Below are 17500 nucleotides of genomic sequence, written 5' to 3'. Positions count from 1 at the left end.
AACCGGCGACGCCCGGCGCCGCGGCGCCGGCCACCACCGCATCGGTCGGCGCGGCCGGGCAGGTGTGGGTCAACAAGACCTCCAAGGTCTACCATTGCGCCGGCTCGCGCTGGTACGGCAAGACCAAGGACGGCGCCTACATGAGCGAGTCGCAGGCCACCGCGCAGGGCTTCCACGCGGATCACGGCAAGGCATGCGGCTGAGGCCGCCGGAGAAATGGCGATGCATCTGATCTGGGTAGTCCTGATTGGCTTCCTGGCCGGCCTGGTGGCGCGCATGCTGACGCCCGGGCGCGGGCCGCGCGGTTTCATCCTGACGTCCGTGCTCGGCATCATCGGTTCGGTTGCCGCGACCTTCCTCGGCCAGGCGCTCGGCTGGTACCGGCCCGGGCAGTCGGCTGGCTTCGTCGGCGCCGTACTGGGCGCGGTGATCCTGCTGGTGCTGTACCACCTGGCGACCAGACGCGACTGACCGTGGCATGAAGCCCGGCAGGCCGTGCGTGCAGAGGCGCGCACGGCGCCGTTGCCTGCGCGCGCCGCGCGCGTTCACGTGGTGGTTCACGTAAGCTGTCCACCTGCCTTCGCGCACTTTCGTGCATTCGTCGCTTCCGACGATGCGTGCCGCGCCGTCATCCCCGAATCTCCATACCACGCCGGACCGGCCGCATCGCGGCCCGCCGGACCTGCGCATCCGCCCCGCCGCATCGCTCGCGCCGGCGCGGATGCTTTCGCAAGAGACAAGACAACGTGGAGACGAGATGAAACTCGATGCATCGGTAACGGCAGTGATCACCGGAGGCGCCTCGGGCCTGGGCGAGGCAACGGCGCGCGCGCTGGCGGCGCAGGGTGTGCGCGTGGCGCTGTTCGACATGAACGCGGAGAAGGGCGAGGCGGTCGCACGCGAACTGGGCGGCGTGTTCTGCCAGGTCAACGTGACGTCGGAGGCCGAGGTCGAAGCCGGCTTCGCCAAGGCGCGCGCCGCGCTGGGGCAGGAACGCATCCTGGTCAACTGCGCGGGCACCGGCGGCGCCATCAAGACGGCATCGCGCTCGAAGGAAGCGCCGGACCAGATCAAGTTCTTCCCCACCGATGCGTTCGAGCGCATCATCCAGATCAACCTGATCGGCTCGTTCCGCTGCCTGACGCGCTCGGCCGCCGGCATGCTCACGCTGGACGCGCGCGACGGCGACCGCGGCGTGATCATCAACACGTCATCCGTGGCCGCGCAGGACGGCCAGATGGGCCAGGCCGCGTATTCCGCCTCCAAGGCCGGCGTGGTCGGCATGACGCTGCCCATCGCGCGCGACCTGTCCGGCGAAGGCATCCGCGTCAACACCATCATGCCCGGCATCTTCAACACGCCGCTGCTGCAGGGCGCGCAGGAACACGTCAAGGCGGCGCTGGCAGCCTCGGTGCCGTTCCCCAAGCGGCTGGGCCAGCCGGAGGAGTTCGCCTCGCTCGCACTGGAGATGTGCCGCAACAGCTATCTCAACGGCGAATCGGTGCGGCTCGACGGTGCCATCCGCATGGCGCCGCGCTGAGCGGGCGCATCCCGCAGAAGCATAGAAGCGCGGAAGCCCGACGCGCGCATGCGGCAAGACCGAGAGAAGGAGATGCCGATGGATTTCAGTTACCTGACCACCCTGCCGCACGCCGTGCGTCATTTCGCGCAGCGGCGGCCAGACGCGGTAGCCTATTCCTTCGAGGGCAGGCTCACCACCTATGCCGAGTTCGACCGGCACACCGACAGCGTGGCCCAGGCGCTGGCGGCCGCCGGCATCGGGCCGGGCGACCGCATCGGCTATGTTGGCAAGAACTGCGACCATTACTTCGAACTGCTGCTGGGCGCGGCCAAGATCGGCGCGGTGATGGCGCCGGCGAGCTGGCGCCTGGCGCCGCCCGAAGTGGGCTTTATCGTCGGCCACGCCGATGCCGTGCTGCTGTTCGTCGGGCCGGAATCGGCGCAGACCATGCGCACGCTGCTGCCTGCGCTGCCGCTGGTGCGCGGCGTGATCGCCATGGAGGGCGGCGAGCCGGACTGGCCGGCCTACCTCGCCTGGCGCGACGCGCATGCGCCGGTGCCACCGGCGCACCGGCCCGCGGCGCATGACGTGGTGCTGCAGCTCTATACCTCCGGCACCACCGGCCGCCCCAAGGGCGCCATGCTGACCCACCGCAACCTCACCGCCGGCACCGAGGCCAGCGAGCGCGAAGACATCACATGGTCGCGCTGGACCGACGACGATGTCTCGCTGGTGGCGATGCCGGTGGCGCATATCGGTGGCTCGGGCTGGGGTTTGCGCAACCTGCTGGCGGGCGCCAAGGGCGTGGTCGCGCGCGAGTTCGATCCCGCCGCGGTGCTGGACTATTTCGAGCGCGAGCGCATCAGCAAGCTGTTCCTGGTACCCGCCGCGATGCAGTTCGTGCTGCGCGACCCGCGTGCGCGCAGCGTCGACTACTCGCGCCTGAAGACGCTGCTCTACGGGGCCGCGCCGATTCCCGCGGCGTTGCTGCGCGAGGGCATCGAAGTCTTCAAGTGCGGCTTCGCCCAGCAGTACGGCATGACGGAGACCACCGGCACCGTGGTGGCGTTGCCGCCCGAAGACCACACCACCGACGACGTGCCGCGCATGCGTGCCGCCGGCAAGCCGCTGCCCGGCGTGGAAGTGGTGGTGGTGGACTGGGAAGGCCGGCGCCTGCCGCCCGGTGAAGTGGGCGAGCTGATGATCCGCTCGCCGCAGAACATGGCAGGCTACTGGAAGCAGCCCGACGAGACCGCGCGCACCATCGATGCCGATGGCTGGCTGCGCACCGGCGACGCCGGCTACCTCGACGCCGAGGGCTATGTCTACATCCACGACCGGGTCAAGGACATGATCATCAGCGGCGGCGAGAACGTCTACCCGGCCGAGGTCGAAAGCGCCATCTACGGCCATCCGCAGGTGGCGGACGTGGCGGTGATCGGCGTGCCCGACGAGAAGTGGGGCGAGGCGGTCAAGGCCATCGTCGTGCCGCGTCCCGGCCAGTCGCCCGACCGCGACAGCATCGTGGCCTGGGCGCGCGAGCGGCTGGCCGGCTTCAAGGTGCCCAAGAGCATCGAGTTCGTCGATGCCTTGCCGCGCAATCCCTCGGGCAAGCTGCTGCGCCGGAAACTGCGCGAGCCGTACTGGGAGGGGTACAGCAGGCGAGTCAACTGAGGCGTCAACTGAAGAGTCAGCTGAAGAGTCAGCTGAAGAGTCAACCGAGCGACGGGGGTGTGACGCTGCGCCCCCGCTTCACGTCATCCTTATGTCACCCGCTTGAAACGTCCGCGGAACACGTTACGTAACGCGTAACGCGAAACGGCCGCGGCAGCCAGGCCGGCAGGCCTGCGGTGCCGGTCCCGGCACCTGCGCCGCAGGCCCCACCGCCTTCCCCCAATGCCTTGCGCCAGGGCCCGGCCCGCACGATGCGCTAGAGTCCCAACACCTGCTTGGCGATGATATTGCGCTGGATCTCGTTGGAGCCGGCGTAGATCGATGCCTTGCGGTAATTGAAGTAGCGCGGCGCCAGCGGCGCGGCATACTCCGGCCCCGCCGCGGGTCCGGCGTCGCGGCCCTGCTGCGCGGCCCAGCCGTCCTGCACGAAGGGCAGCGCGTACGGCCCGGCGGCTTCCACCGCCAGTTCGCTGATGGCCTGGATGGTTTCGGTGCCGACCAGCTTGAGCATGCTGGACGCCGCGCCGATCGAGGTGCCGGACGCCACGCCGGAGAACAGCCGCAGCTCGCTGGCTTCGAGCGCGGCCGCGCGCACGTGGAGTTCGGCCAGCTTGCGGCGGAAGGCGGGATCGTCGAGCAGGCGGCCGCCATCGTCGGCGGCCTCGCTGGCGGCGATGCCGGCCACCTTGGCCAGCTGCTGGCGCAGCATGGGCCCGTAGCTGCCGCCGCGCTCGAACTCGAGCAGGTACTTGGCATAGGTCCAGCCAAGCCCTTCCTCGCCGATGCGGTTCTCCACCGGCACCCGCACGTTCTCGAAGAACACCTGGTTTACTTCCTGCTGGCCGGCCACCGGGCCGTCCAGCGTAGGCAGCGGCGCCACCGTGATGCCCGGCGTGCGCATGTCCACCAGCACGAAGGAGATGCCGTCCTGGCGGCGCGCGTCGCGGCTGGTGCGCACCAGGCAGAACATCCAGTCGGCCCACTGCGCATGCGTGGTCCAGATCTTCGAGCCGTTGAGCAGGTAGTGATCGCCATCGCCGTCGGTGGCGCGGTCGGCGCGCATCTGCAGCGAGGCCAGGTCGGAGCCGGAATTGGGCTCCGAATAGCCCTGGCACCACCAGATGTCCGAGCTGAGGATCGGCGGCAGGAATTTCGCCTTCTGCTCTGGCGTGCCGTATTTCATGATCACCGGCGCCACCATCTTCAGGCCCATCGGCGACACGGTCGGGCAGCCCGCGGCGGCGGTCTCGGCCTGGAACAGGTAGCGCTGGGCGGGAGTCCAGCCGGGCCCGCCGTATTGCTCGGGCCAGTTTGGCGCGGCCCAGCCGCGCGCGTGCAGCTTCTTCTGCCAGCGCACCTGGCCTGCCTTGTCGAGATAGCCGTTCTTGCTGCGCGCCATCAGTGCCTTGAGGCCGTCGTCGTAGGCCTCCGCGATCCAGGCGCGGACCTCGTCGCGGAACTGCAGCTCTTGCGGGGAGAAATCGAGATTCATGGGGTCAGCCTCGGATGGCGTTGGTCAGGCGGCGGCGGGGTGCGCGGGGTACAGCAGGTCGGCGTAGCGGCGCAGGTGGTGATCTGCCGAGCCGAACTGCAGGTCGATGGCCGTGACGCGCTTGAAGTAATGGCCCACCGCGAGTTCCTCGGTCACACCCATGCCGCCGTGGATCTGCACCGCGGCCTGGCCGACCAGCTTGCCGGCCTGCCCGGCATGCGCCTTGGCCGCGCTGGCGGCCAGTGCGCGCCGCTGCGGGTCCGCGCCGGCCTGCATGGCGGCCACCTGGGTCAGCGCGACGGCCTGCTCGAGCTGCACGTACATGTCGGCCATGCGGTGCTGCAGCACCTGGAAGGTGGCGATCGGCACGCCGAACTGCTTGCGCTGGCGCGCGTAGTCCACGGTGTCGCCGAGCATGCGGCTCATGGCGCCGCCGGCTTCGGCGCACAGCGCCACCGCGGCCTCGTCGGACAGGCGCTCGATCAGCGCCAGCGCCTGGCCTTCTGCGCCGAGCAGGGCATCGTCCGGCACGAAGACATTGTCCAGGCGGACCTCGGCGGCGCGCGCTCCGTCCACGGTGGGATAGGCCTGCAGCGCGACCCCCGGCGTGTCGCGGGGGAGCCAGAACAGGCTGATGCCGGCGCGCTCGCGCCGAGTGCCGCCGGTGCGCGCGCTGACCACCAGGTGCGTGGCCCACGGCGCGGCCACCACCACCGCCTTGTGGCCGCTCAGGCGCCAGCCGCCCTGCGCGCGCACGGCGGTACTCTGCACGTCGTGCAGGCAGTAGCGGCTGCGTGGCTCGGCATGCGCCCATGCCACGGTGGCTTCGCCGCCGATGATGGCGGGCAGCCACTGCGCGGCGAGCGCTTCGTTGCCGTGCAGCAAGGCGCCGCCGCCGAGCACCACCGTGGACAGGTAGGGTTCCACCACCAGGTGGCGGCCGAATTGCTCCATCACGATCATGTGCTCGACCGCGCCGCCGCCAAGACCGCCGAAGCGCTCGGGAAAACCCGCGCCCAGCAGGCCAAGCTCCTGCGCCAGCGCCTTCCAGCACGCGGGCCGCCAGCCGGCCGGCGAGCGTACCGCGGCCTGCCTTGCCTCGAAGCCGTAGTGATCGGCCAGGTAGCGCGCGAGCGTGTCGCGCAGCATTGATTGTTCTTCGCTGAATTGGAAATCCACCTTGGGTCCTCGGCGCGGTTGCGGGGTGGCAACCATTATGCGAAGGGCCGCCGCGGTCGCATCGTCGGATGCGACGAATCACCCGCCGCGCGCCGCGCGTTTTTTTGCGGCGCTGCACCAGCGCGCGTTCGTCGCTTCCGACGATGTTCGCGCAAGGCGCCTGTCCCGACAATGGCGCAAGCCATGCCGGCGCCACGCGGTCCCGCTGCGCCAAGCCGGCCATCACGACACTCCAGGAGGGGCAGTCATGCATCCGCATGTTCACGCGCAGCGCTCGCCGGACAAGCCGGCCATCATCATGGCCGGCGGCACCGTGGTCACCTACCGCGAACTCGACGAACGCTCCAACCAGGTGGCGCGGCTGTTCCGCGACCACGGGCTGCAGCCCGGCGACCGGGTCGCCTTCCTGCTGGAGAACCACCCGCGCCTGTTCGAGCTGTGCTGGGGCGCGCAGCGCTCGGGCCTGATCTACGTGTGCATCAGCACCCGCCTCAATGTGGACGACGCGGCGCACATCGTGAACGACAGCGGCGCCAGGATGCTGGTCACCTCGCGCTCGCAGGCCGAGGTCGCGCAGGGACTGGCGGCCAAGGCGCCGGCGCTCGGCACGTGCCTGATGATGGGGGGCACCGCGCCGGGCTTCGCCGCCTACGAGACCACGCTGGCGCAGTATCCCGGCTGGCGCATCGACGACGAATGCGCCGGCACCGACATGCTCTATTCCTCCGGCACCACCGGTCGCCCCAAGGGCGTGTTCACGCCGCCAGCCAGCCAGCAGATCGACGTGGCGGGCTCGCTGGTGCTGATGTGCCAGTCGCTCTACGGCTTCGGCCCCGACATGCGCTACCTCTCGCCCGCGCCGCTGTACCATGCCGCGCCGCTGCGCTACAACATGGCCGTGCAGCAGCTCGGCGGCACCTCGGTGGTGATGGAGCACTTCGATGCCGAGACCTTCCTCGCGCTGCTGGCCCGGCACCGCATCACCCACACCCAGGTCGTGCCGACCATGTTCTCGCGCATGCTCAAGCTGCCCGAGGCCGTGCGCCGCCGCTACGACGTCTCCACGCTGCGCTTCGCCGTGCATGCCGCCGCGCCGTGCCCGGTCGCGGTCAAGGAGCAGATGATCGACTGGTGGGGCCCCATCATCTGGGAGTACTACGCCGGCACCGAGGGCAACGGCTCCACCGCAGTCGGCTCGGCCGACTGGCTCGCCCACAAGGGTACGGTCGGCCGCGCCTCGATCGGCGAACTGCGCATCTGCGAGGACGGCGGCGCGGTGCTGCCGCCGGGCGAGCCCGGCACCATCTATTTCGCCGGCGGGCGCCAGTTCGTCTATCACAACGATCCCGGCAAGACCGCACAGTCGCGCCACCCGGCGCACAGCGACTGGACCACGCTGGGCGACGTGGGCTACGTGGACGAGGAGGGCTTTCTCTACCTGACCGACCGCAAGGCCAACATGATCATCTCCGGCGGCGTCAACATCTACCCGCAGGAGGCGGAGAACCTGCTGATGACCCATCCCAAGGTCATGGACGTGGCGGTGATCGGCGTGCCCAATGAAGACTTCGGCGAGGAGGTCAAGGCGGTGGTGCAGCCGCTGGACATGACGCTGGCCGGGCCGGCGCTGGCCGAGGAGCTGATCGCGTTCTGCCGCGACAACCTGTCGGGCATCAAATGCCCGCGCTCGGTGGATTTCGCCGCGGAGCTGCCGCGCCTGCCCACCGGCAAGCTGGTCAAGCGGCTGCTGCGCGACCGCTACTGGGCCGGGCGGGAGAACAAGCTGGTGTAGATCGCGCCGGAGCCGCCGGCGTTGCCTGACGTTTTTCCCTCCCTCGCCCCCGAGCCCGCTCCCGCAAGCGGGAGAGCGGAGAAATGCACCGGCATGCGCGGCGTCACCGTTGAAGGCGCGCCGGCAGCCTTGCCGGCGTTTACGCCATAATCGGCCGTTCGATCCCTGGCGCATGCGGCGCCAGCAGCCGGCAACCATAAGCCGGAGCGGATCGCGCGGCATCCGCAGCCAGGGTGCCGCCGCCAACAGGAAGACACGGCGAATGGCCACAATCGAGGAGACCAGCGCGGGACAGCAAGGCGCGGCCCGCGCCGCCACACTGGTGGCGAAGCTGCGCCCGCCCATGCTGACCCCGTTTCAGGTGGAGCGCCGCGCCATCTGCGAGGCGGTGTGCGCGGCCGGCTTCGTCAAGCTGGTGCTGGTGCGCGCGCCGGCCGGTTTCGGCAAGACCACCGCCATGCTGCAATGCCGCGCGCGCCTGGATGCCGGCGGCATGGCGACCGCCTGGCTGACGCTGGACCGCGCGGACAACGACGCCACGCGCTTTCTCGGCTCGCTCGAAGCGGCTTTCGAGCAAGTGCTGCGCAAGGCCGGCGCGCCGCAGGCCGCGGCGCTGGCCGCGCCGCTGTCGCCGGGCGAGCATGCGCTCGCGCTGATCGATCGCATGGCCGCGCACGACCGGCCCTTCACGCTGTTCCTGGATGATTTCGAGGCCGTGCAGAACCCTGCCGTGGCGGGGCTGGTGTGGCAGGTGGTGGAACAGCTGCCGCCGGGCGGCCGCCTGGTGATCGGCACGCGCTGGGTGCCGGAGTCCGGCCTGGCCCGGCTGCGCGCGCGCGGCGAGCTGCTGGAGATCGAGCCGGCGCAGCTGCGCTTCACCGCCGAGGAGACCGACGCCTTCCTGCGCGGCGCGCGCGGCCTCTCGCTGCAGCCGGCGGCGGTGTCTACGCTGCACCGGCGCACCGAAGGGTGGGCCACCGCGCTGTGGCTGGCCTCGGTCGCGCTGGAGCGGCGCGGGCCGCCCGATGCCTTCATCGCCGGCTTCTCGGGCTCCAACGCGGCCATCGCCGATTACCTGGTCGAAGACGTCTACCTGCACCTGCCTGAGGCCGTGCGCGCCTTCCTGCTGCGCACCTCCATCCTCGACCAGCTCAGCGGGCCGCTGTGCGACGCCGTGTGCGGCACCACCGACAGCGATGACATCCTGGCCTGGCTGGAGCGCGCCAACCTGTTCGTGATGCCGCTCGACGGCGAGCGCCATGGCGGCAGCGCGGACAGCCCGGCGCAGGCCGGCACGCGCTGGTATCGCTATCACAGCCTGTTCTCCAGCTTCCTGCGCGCGCAGCTCCACCAGGTCATGCCGGCCGAAGTGCCGGCGCTGCAGATGGCGGCTTCGCGCTGGTACGAGGCGCAGGGCCGGCCGGTGCCGGCCATCGAGCATGCGCTGGCTGCCGGCGCCGTGGCCCATGCGCTGCCGCTGCTGGCGGACAGCGTGGACGACCTGCTGGCCCAGGGCCGCATGCGCCTGCTGACGCGCTGGCTGGACGCGGTGCCGCCCGGGGAGATGGCAGCCTGGCCGAAGCTGCAGATCGCGCATGTGTGGGCGCTGTCGTTTACGCGCGGCCCGGCCGATGCCATCGCGCTGCTGCAGACCATCCCGCTGGACGGCGCCGAAGGCGACCTGCGCGCCCATGTGCGCGCGCTGCGCCATATGCTGCTCAACATGATGGACCGCTTCGACGAGGCGCGCGCCTGCAGCCGCGACGACCCGCTGCCGCTGCCCATGGGCTACCCCTTCCCGGACTCCATCCTCGCCACCTCGATGGCGCGCATGGCCGCGGTCATGGGCGACTACCGCGAGGCGCGCCGCCTGCTGGGCCTGGCCCGCCAGGTGGTGCGCGGCTCCGACAGCAATTTCAACAAGATCTTCTCGGAGTCGGTCGAAGGGCTGATCGACCTGCGCCAGGGGCGCCTGCAGCAGGCGCTGGCGCGCTTTCGCATTGCCGCCAGCACCATGCTGCCCAACCGCTACGGGCCCACCAACGGCAACGCCATGGCCTGCATCCTGCTGGCCGAGGCGCTCTACGAGATCAACGACCGCGAGCGCGCCGAGCGCCTGCTCAACGTCTACGTGCCGCTGGCGCGCGACCTCGGCCTGCCGGACCAGATCATCAGCGGCCATACGGTGCTGGCACGCATCGCCTGCGAGCGCGGCGACATCGACGGCGCGCACGAATGGCTGGCCGCGCTCGAACATCTGGGCCACCACCGCGGCCTGCCGCGCCTGGTGCAGGGCGCCATGCTCGAGCGCGCGCGCCTGGCCTTGCTGCAGGGCAACGGCCATGCCGCCGGCGAGGCGATCCAGCACGCCGCGGACCCGGCGCTGTGGCGCAGCCGCCCCGGCGCCGGCGCGGTCAGTTCCTTCGCCAACGATGTGGAAGACGTGGCCATGGGCCGCCTGCGCCTGGCGGCGTTCGCCGAGCCTGCCGCCGCCACCTGCGAAGCCATCGCGGCGGAGCTGGCCGCGGCCGGGCACGCCCAGCTGATGCGGCGCGCGCTCAAGCTGCGCGTACTGCTGGCGCTGGCCTGCCAGCGCTGCGGCGATAGCGCCCGGGCCCAGCAGGTCATGGGCGACGCCCTGCGCTTCGGTGCGGCGGAAGGATTTATCCGGATCTTCGCCGACGAGGGCGCGCCGGCCCGCCGCCTGGCGGCCGACGCCTGCACGCGTGCCGGCATCGCGTTGCCCGCTGCCTATGTGGAGCGGCTGCTGCAAGCTTGCGGCGGTGCGCCCGACGCGGCCGGCACGGCCGATTGCGCCGCCCGGCAGGCCCGCCGCGACCTGCTCGAGCCGCTCACGCCCAAGGAGCAGAAGGTGCTGCAGTTGCTGGCCGAAGGCTTCTCCAACGTCGCCATGGCCGAGCGCCTGTTCGTCTCGGAGACCACGGTGCGCACGCACTTGCGCAATATCAGCGCCAAGCTGCGCGCCAGCAACCGCACGCAGGCGGTGGCCATCGCCCGGCAACTGGGACTGCTGTAGGGCACGCCACGCGCGCGTCGCGCGGCCGGCCCCGGCCGCGCCATAGCACACCGCTGCCACACCGCTGCCACACCGCTGCCACACCGGTGCCACACCCCACTTCGCGGCACGCCACGCCCGTTGCCGCTGCCGTACACTACGTGCCGTCCCCGGCGCGCCGGGGACGTGTCCGGCGCCGAGCCAAGCACCGGATGCAAAGCGCACACGCGCGCCGGGGATGGTCTGCGCACCAGCGGAACGAACGGAATGCAGGCAGGCGGCATCCCTGGTCAATACAAAAAACAACAGACAAGGAGTGAAGGATGTCCCCAGACCTCAGCGCCGACGCGCTCGAAGGGCAGGCCCGCACGCCGTTCCTGTCCAAGGAGCGGATCGTCGCGRCCCCCGGTTTCAATCGCTGGCTGGTGCCGCCCGCGGCATTGGCGATCCACCTGTGCATCGGCATGGCCTACGGCTTCTCGGTGTTCTGGCTGCCGCTGTCGCGCGCCATCGGCATCGCCGAGCCGCTGCGCTGCGGCGCCGATGTCGGTTTCCTGCAGGAACTGTTCGTCACCGGCTGCGACTGGAAGGTCTCCACGCTGGGCTGGATGTACACGCTGTTCTTCGTGCTGCTGGGCAGCTCGGCCGCGATCTGGGGCGGCTGGCTGGAACGCGCCGGCCCGCGCAAGGCCGGCGTGGTCAGCGCGCTGTGCTGGTGCGGCGGCATGCTGATCTCGGCGCTGGGCATCCACCTGCACCAGTTCTGGCTGATGCTGCTGGGGTCGGGCGTGATCGGCGGCATCGGGCTCGGGCTGGGCTATATCTCGCCGGTCAGCACGCTGATCAAATGGTTCCCGGACAAGCGCGGCATGGCCACCGGCATGGCCATCATGGGCTTCGGCGGCGGCGCGATGATCGGCTCCCCGCTGGCGGCCGAGTTGATGGCGAAGTTCGCGTCGCCTGCCAGCGTAGGGGTGGCGCAGACCTTCACCGTGATGGCGGTGGTCTACTTCGTGTTCATGATGGGCGGCGCACTGTCCTACCGCGTGCCGCCTACCGGCTGGACCCCGGCGGGCTGGACCGCGCCCGCCAGCCGTGCGGCCAATGCCATGATCACGGCGCACCATGTGCATGTGAAGCGCGTGTGGGGCATACCGCAGTTCTGGCTGGTCTGGATGGTGCTGTGCATGAACGTGTCGGCCGGCATCGGCGTGATCGGCATGGCCAGTCCCATGCTGCAGGAAGTCTTCGGCGGCAGCCTGATCGGCGTGGCCGGGCGCTTCGGTGAACTCGGCAAGAGCCAGCTGGCCGCCATCGCCGTGGTGGCGGCGGGCTTCACCGCGCTGCTGAGCCTGTTCAATATCGGCGGACGCTTCGTCTGGGCCAGCCTGTCCGACAAGCTCGGCCGCAAGATGACGTATATGGTGTTCTTCGTGCTGGGCGGCCTGCTGTACGCGAGCATCCCCACGCTGGCGGCCAGCGGCCAGAAGCTGCTGTTCGTGGGCGCGGTCTGCGTGATCGTCAGCATGTACGGCGGCGGCTTCGCCACCGTGCCGGCCTACCTGGCCGACCTGTTCGGCACGCAGATGGTCGGCGCCATCCACGGCCGCCTGCTCACCGCTTGGGCCACGGCCGGCATCCTGGGCCCGGTGGTGGTCAACTACATGCGCGACTACCAGCTCGGCCTCGGCCTGCCGCGCGAGCAGGTCTACAACCAGACCATGTACATCCTCGTCGGCATGTTGTTCATCGGCCTGGTGTGCAACCTGCTGGTGCGCCCGGTCAATCCCAAGTACTTCATGACCGAGGCCGAGCTGGCCGAGGAAAAGCGCCTGGCGCATGACCGCGCGCAGGCCGTCACGGGCGGCCCGGTCGCGCGTCCCGGCGGGCAGGCCGGCGGCGGCGTGGCCTGGCTGGCGTGGGCCGCCGTGTGCGTGCCGCTGGCCTGGGGTATCTACCGTACGGCGCTGAGCGTCGCGACGTTCTTCCATTGAACGGAGCCGGCGGCCGCCCGTTCAGGGTGTGCCGCCCGGCAGCAGGGCCACGGCGGTGTCGCGCGGCGCGGCGCTCCGGGGTTTGCCGCCGCCTTCCGCCCCGTGGTCGTTCTCCTCCTCCTCTTCTTCTTCCTCCTCTTCACCATCGTCCGCGTCGATGCCGGTCAGCGCCGGCGGCACGCCCGTGCGCGCGCCCCACGCGTAGATGCACAGGGCGATTGCGGCGACCAGCGCAGTGTCCCAGGGATGGGCGACCACGCCGGTCCCGCCGAAGTCTCCCAGGTACGACGCCAGCATGATCAGCACATAGAAGGCGATCAGCCAGAGCGAGCTGCGCACCTGCTGGCGCAGCCCGACCCGCTGGGTCGGCACGGCACGCCAGCACAGCAGGTAGGCCGCGAACATCGCGATCTGCAGGCCGAGCAGCCACGACACCGTCCCCCAGCCAGACCAGTACACGATTAKCGCCGCGACGATGAAGGAGACCGGCCCCAGCAGCGCCAGGCCCTTGACGCGAAACGGCCGGTGCAGCCCGGGCGCATTGCGCCGCAGCGCGGCCACGGTGACCGGGGCAATGGCGTAGCTGAGCACCAGCGCGGCGGACACCACATTGATCATGGCTTCCCATGAGGGGAACGGCAGCGTCCAGAACACCGACAGCGCGAAGGTCAGCCACAGCGCGGGGCGCGGGATGCCGGAGGCGGCGTCGATGCGTGTGAACAGCTTGAAGAACGTGCCGCCGCGCGCCCAGCCGTACACCACGCGCGGCGTGGCGTTCATGTAGATGTTGCCGGTGCCGCTGGGGGAGATGACCGCATCGGACACCACCAGGACGGCCAGCCAGCCGATGCCGAGCGCCAGCGCGATGTCGTGGTAAGGCAGCGCGAAGGCCTTGCCCATGCCGGCCCAGCCCTGCGCCACGGTGGCGGCCGGCACGCCGCCCAGGAAGGCTAGCTGCAGCAGCACGTAGATCAGCGTGGAAAGCAGGACCGAGAGAATCAGCGCGATGGGGATGGTGCGCTGGGGCGAGCGCACTTCGCTGGCCACCGAGATGATCGGCGTGAGGCCGAGATACGCGAAGATGATGCCGCCCGCGGACACCGCGGCCTGGACGCCGGACAGGCCGAACGGCGCGAAGCCGTGCGCCTGCAGGTTGGCCGGCTCGAAATGCGTGAACAGCACCACGATGACCAGCAGCGGCACCAGGAACTTGAATATGCTGATCACGTTGTTGGCGCGCGCGAAGGTCTTGACGCTGTAGTAGTTGAGCGCGAAGAACAGGCACAGCATCAGCAGTTGTACCGTCCAGCCGGCCAGCGTGGGACTGCTCGACCCCGGCTGGCTCAGCCACGGGAACCACGCGGCGGCATACTGGCGCGCGGCCACCACCTCGATCGCGATCAGGCTGGAGAAGGCGATCAGCGTGATCAGTCCCATCAGGTAGCCCAGCAGCGGGCCGTGCGAGAACACCGGGTAGCGGATGATGCCGCCAGCGCGCGGCAGCGCCGCGCCGAGCTCGCAATAGACGATGCCGAGCAGCAGCACGGCGAAGCCGCCCAGCAGCCAGGAAAGGATGCCGGCGGGGCCGGCGATGGCGGATACATGGCTGGCCGCGAACAGCCAGCCGGAACCGAAGATGGCGCCCAGGCCGATAAACGTGAGATCGGTCAGGGAGAGTTGCCGTTTGAACTTGCCTTGCACTGGGGGCATATGGGCTCCTGTGGCATCGGTAAGAAGGGCCGCCGCGCACGCCGGCCGCGGCGGCGCATGCGGGAAGCCGCCGGCGCTGCCGGCGGTGGCGGCGGTGGCGGATTTCGCGGGTTGCCGCTGCCGCGGCGGCGCTCAGAGCCCCACGTCGGGCAGCGCGGGTCGGGTGGCCAGGGCCAGCCCGACCACGGCTTCGACATGCGCGCGCGCCTCCCCCTGCAGTGCCAGGCGCGGCGGGCGCGTGACGGCGCTGCCGCGGCCGGCCAGCGCCTCGCACAGCTTGATGCATTGCACGAGGTCGGGACGCGCGTCCAGGTGCAGCAGCGGCATGAACCAGCGGTACAGCGCCAGCGCCTCGTCATGGCGCCGCTGCATGGCCAGCCGGAACAGCGTCTCGCCTTCCTTCGGGAACGCATTGGACATGCCGGAGACCCAGCCCTCGGCGCCCACGGCGATGCTCTCGAGCACCACGTCGTCGAGCCCGGCAAACAGCACGAAACGGTCGCCCACGGCGTTGCGCAGATCGGTGAAGCGGCGCGTGTCGCCGGACGAGTCCTTGAAGCAGACGATGTTCTCGCAGTCGGCCAGGGAAACCAGGATGTCGGGCGTGATGTCGCTGCGGTAGGCCAGCGGATTGTTGTAGATCATCACCGGCAGGTCGGTGGCGGTGGCGATGCTGCGCAGGTGCGCCGCCGCTTCGTGCGGCTGGGCGGAGTAGACCAGCGCCGGCATCACCATGACGCCGTCCACGCCGGCCCGTGCCGCCTCGGCCACCATGTCGCGCGCGAAGGCCGTGGTCAGCTCGGCGATGCCCGCGATCACGGGCACGCGCCCCCCCGCGGCGTCCCTGGCGGCCTCCATTACCTCGATCTTCTCGCGCGCGCTCAGCGAGGTGTTCTCGCCCACGGTGCCGCACACCACGAGCCCCGATACACCGTCCTCCACCAGGTTGCACATCACCTTGTGGGTCGCCTCGATATCCAGCGTGCAGTCCGCCTCGAACTGCGTGCTGACGGCGGGGAACACACCGCTCCAGTGCGGCTTGCCGCGGGTTGTCTTGCTGCTCATCGTGTCGTCTCCTGTGGTTGGCATGGGAGCGGCGCCATCAGGGCGCCGCCCGGGAATCAGCACACAGGTTCGCAGTTGCGCGCGCTTCCCGCTTGAGGCTTTTTGCCTGGAAGGCCGACGAAATCGGCACATCGGCATGCCGGCACACCGGCACACCGGCACACCGGCACCGCGTCGCGTCGTCAGCCCGATGCCGCCTGYGGGCGGAACTGCCGCGGCGTCAGGCCGGTATGCGCCTTGAACTGCCGGCTGAAGGCGCTGTGATCGGTGTAGCCGCATTCGAGCGCGATCTCGGTGATCGGCATGCCGGTGGACAGCAGTTCGGAGGCACGTTCCAGGCGCACCTTGTGGATCATCTGCCGCGGCGTCAGGTGGAAGATGCGCTTGCAGTAGCGTTCGAGCTGCGCCGCGGACAGGCCGGCCAGGCTGGTCAGCTCGGACAGCAGGATGGGCCGTGCATAGTGTTCGCGGATATAGGTGTCGACCGCCGCCAGGCGCTGGTAGGCCGGGTGCGCTTCGCGCGCGAGCTGCAGGTCGTGGGAGATGCCGGCCATGCCGATGATGCGCCCGCGCTCGTCGTGCACGGGGTGTTTGTAGGTCATGCACCAGCCCGCCTCGCGCGCGGGATAGAGGTGCAGTTCGAGCTGTCCGGAGATGACGTCACCGGTATCGAGCACGTGCCGGTCCTGCTCCATGTAGCGCTGGCCGAGGTAGGCCGGAAAGACCTCGGCCGAGGTCTTTCCGAGCAGCGGATCGACGCGTTTGAACCCGCAGCGCGTGGCCAGCGTCAGGTTGGCGACCAGGTAGCGCGCGGCCCTGTCCTTGATGAAGAACACCACGTTGGGAATCGCGTTGAGCAGCGGCGTGACCAGCGCGATGGCATCGAGCAGCGCATCCATGTCGCGCGGGCGCTGCCTGGCGTTGCCGGCGCAGATGGCAGCCAGGTGCGCGACGTGGGCGGGCGGCAGGCCGCGCAATCCGTCGTCGCTGCCGTCATGGCCATCCTCGCCGGCCTCATCCCGGCGCGGGGACGGCACGGGCCGCCAGGATGCGGCGGCAGCGGAACACATCGAAGGGGAGGGCGGGTGGGGCATGTCGTCTCCTGATGGCGCTTGTGGGTCCAACCATAAACCATGCCGTGCGCGCTCAAGGCGCGCTCGGGCCGTCGTCCAGCATCAAGGTGCCGATGCGCGCGGGCGACAGCGGCGGACGCGGCGCGGGCAACGGCCAGCCGAGCAGCACGCGCGCGGCGCTGGCGCAGATGCGGCCCTGGCAGGCGCCCATGCCGCAGCGGCTCTGCATCCTGGCGTGCCATGCATCGGGCTGCGCCCGGATGGCGCCGAGCGGGACGTCCTCGCAGCGGCACACCAGCGTGTCGGCTTGCGCCGCCTGCCTGTGCGCGGGGTCCAGCACGAAGGTCGCCTGCACCAGCGCGGCGAACCCGCGCCAGTACGCGCGCCGCCGGAACAGCTTGCCCGCACGCGTTGCGTCTGCCGCGGAGGCGTGGCCCGCGATGGCGCCTTCGACCAGGGCCAGCTCGCTGCCGCCGATGCCGGTGCATTCGCCGGCGGCGTAGATCCGGTCCATGCTGGTCCGCTGGAGCGCGTCGACCACAATGGCGTCGGAGCCGGGATCGATCTGGCAGCCCAGCAGCGCGGCAAGGCCGGTGTCGGGCACCAGGCCGAAGCCGCATGCCAGGCGGTCGCACGGCAACTCCACGCGCCGGTCGCCCCGGCGCAGGCGCACCGCGCGCAGGCGGTCGTCGCCGAGCGCGGCTTCCACCAGGACGCCCGTGCGGTAGCGGTGGTCCACCAGCATGCCGGCTTGCAGCGCCTTGCCCGGCCAGCGCCAAAGCGCGCTGCCGAAGCGCAGCACGCGCGCCAGCGGCGCCTGCTCGGCGATGCGCACGACCAGCGCGCCATGGCGGCGGGCGGTCGCCGCGGCGGCAAGCAGCAGCGGGCCGCTGCCGGCGATGACGGTGCGCTCGCCCTGCACGGGCATGCCCGCCTTGATCAGCGCCTGCAGGCCGCCGGCGCCAGTGACGCCGGGCAAGGTC

At 70.5% G+C, this 17500-nt stretch carries 11 protein-coding genes and 2 pseudogenes; 7 read left to right on the top strand and 6 right to left on the bottom strand.

The window, feature by feature from the left end:
• The 4 genes and pseudogenes from AC1DO7_RS29280 to AC1DO7_RS29265 form a co-directional block, all read left to right on the top strand.
• Positions 1-203 (top strand): annotated as a pseudogene (locus tag AC1DO7_RS29280) (signal peptide protein); the annotation flags it as partial.
• A gap of 19 nt (positions 204-222) precedes the next feature.
• A complete protein-coding gene (locus AC1DO7_RS29275; RefSeq protein WP_441621622.1) occupies positions 223-471 on the top strand; it encodes a GlsB/YeaQ/YmgE family stress response membrane protein in 249 nt (82 codons plus the stop codon).
• 286 nt (positions 472-757) lie between these two features.
• Entirely contained in the window at positions 758-1540 is a 783-nt protein-coding gene (locus tag AC1DO7_RS29270; protein ID WP_441650413.1) for an SDR family NAD(P)-dependent oxidoreductase, read from the top strand.
• Between the two features lie 78 nt (positions 1541-1618).
• Positions 1619-3196: a fatty acid--CoA ligase gene (locus tag AC1DO7_RS29265; protein ID WP_441650412.1), complete on the top strand. Its 1578-nt coding sequence runs from the start codon at positions 1619-1621 to the stop codon at positions 3194-3196.
• Positions 3197-3452: 256 nt separating this feature from the next.
• Here AC1DO7_RS29265 and AC1DO7_RS29260 read toward each other — a convergent pair whose 3' ends face one another.
• Together AC1DO7_RS29260 and AC1DO7_RS29255 are read right to left on the bottom strand one after the other, a co-directional pair.
• Positions 3453-4688: an acyl-CoA dehydrogenase family protein gene (locus AC1DO7_RS29260; RefSeq protein WP_441621616.1), complete on the bottom strand. Its 1236-nt coding sequence runs from the start codon at positions 4686-4688 to the stop codon at positions 3453-3455.
• Positions 4689-4712: 24 nt separating this feature from the next.
• Entirely contained in the window at positions 4713-5867 is a 1155-nt protein-coding gene (locus AC1DO7_RS29255) for an acyl-CoA dehydrogenase family protein (RefSeq protein WP_441650411.1), read from the bottom strand.
• Between the two features lie 247 nt (positions 5868-6114).
• Between AC1DO7_RS29255 and AC1DO7_RS29250 the strand changes: the two genes are divergently transcribed.
• From AC1DO7_RS29250 to AC1DO7_RS29240, 3 genes are all read left to right on the top strand, one after another.
• Entirely contained in the window at positions 6115-7659 is a 1545-nt protein-coding gene (locus tag AC1DO7_RS29250) for an AMP-binding protein (RefSeq protein WP_441650410.1), read from the top strand.
• 262 nt (positions 7660-7921) lie between these two features.
• Positions 7922-10696: a winged helix-turn-helix domain-containing protein gene (locus AC1DO7_RS29245; protein ID WP_441650409.1), complete on the top strand. Its 2775-nt coding sequence runs from the start codon at positions 7922-7924 to the stop codon at positions 10694-10696.
• 302 nt (positions 10697-10998) lie between these two features.
• On the top strand, positions 10999-12669 hold the full coding sequence (locus AC1DO7_RS29240; RefSeq protein ID WP_477116871.1) for an OFA family MFS transporter: 1671 nt from the start codon (positions 10999-11001) through the stop codon (positions 12667-12669).
• A 144-nt stretch (positions 12670-12813) separates the two neighbouring features.
• On the opposite strand, the pseudogene AC1DO7_RS29235 reads toward AC1DO7_RS29240, so the two are convergent.
• The 4 genes and pseudogenes from AC1DO7_RS29235 to AC1DO7_RS29220 form a co-directional block, all read right to left on the bottom strand.
• Positions 12814-14379: pseudogene (locus AC1DO7_RS29235) on the bottom strand (APC family permease); the annotation flags it as partial.
• A 132-nt stretch (positions 14380-14511) separates the two neighbouring features.
• Complete coding sequence (locus AC1DO7_RS29230; RefSeq protein ID WP_477116870.1) at positions 14512-15444, bottom strand: dihydrodipicolinate synthase family protein; 933 nt, start codon at positions 15442-15444, stop codon at positions 14512-14514.
• A gap of 182 nt (positions 15445-15626) precedes the next feature.
• Entirely contained in the window at positions 15627-16538 is a 912-nt protein-coding gene (locus AC1DO7_RS29225) for a helix-turn-helix transcriptional regulator (RefSeq protein WP_441650488.1), read from the bottom strand.
• 52 nt (positions 16539-16590) lie between these two features.
• Positions 16591-17500 (bottom strand): FAD-dependent oxidoreductase (locus AC1DO7_RS29220; protein ID WP_477116869.1); only part of this gene is annotated, 910 nt, incomplete at its 5' end.

This window comes from Cupriavidus sp. 05N40, from assembly GCF_056397305.1.
The sequence above is the reverse complement of the archived record's forward strand: the minus strand, read 5'-3'. Positions and strand labels throughout refer to the sequence as shown.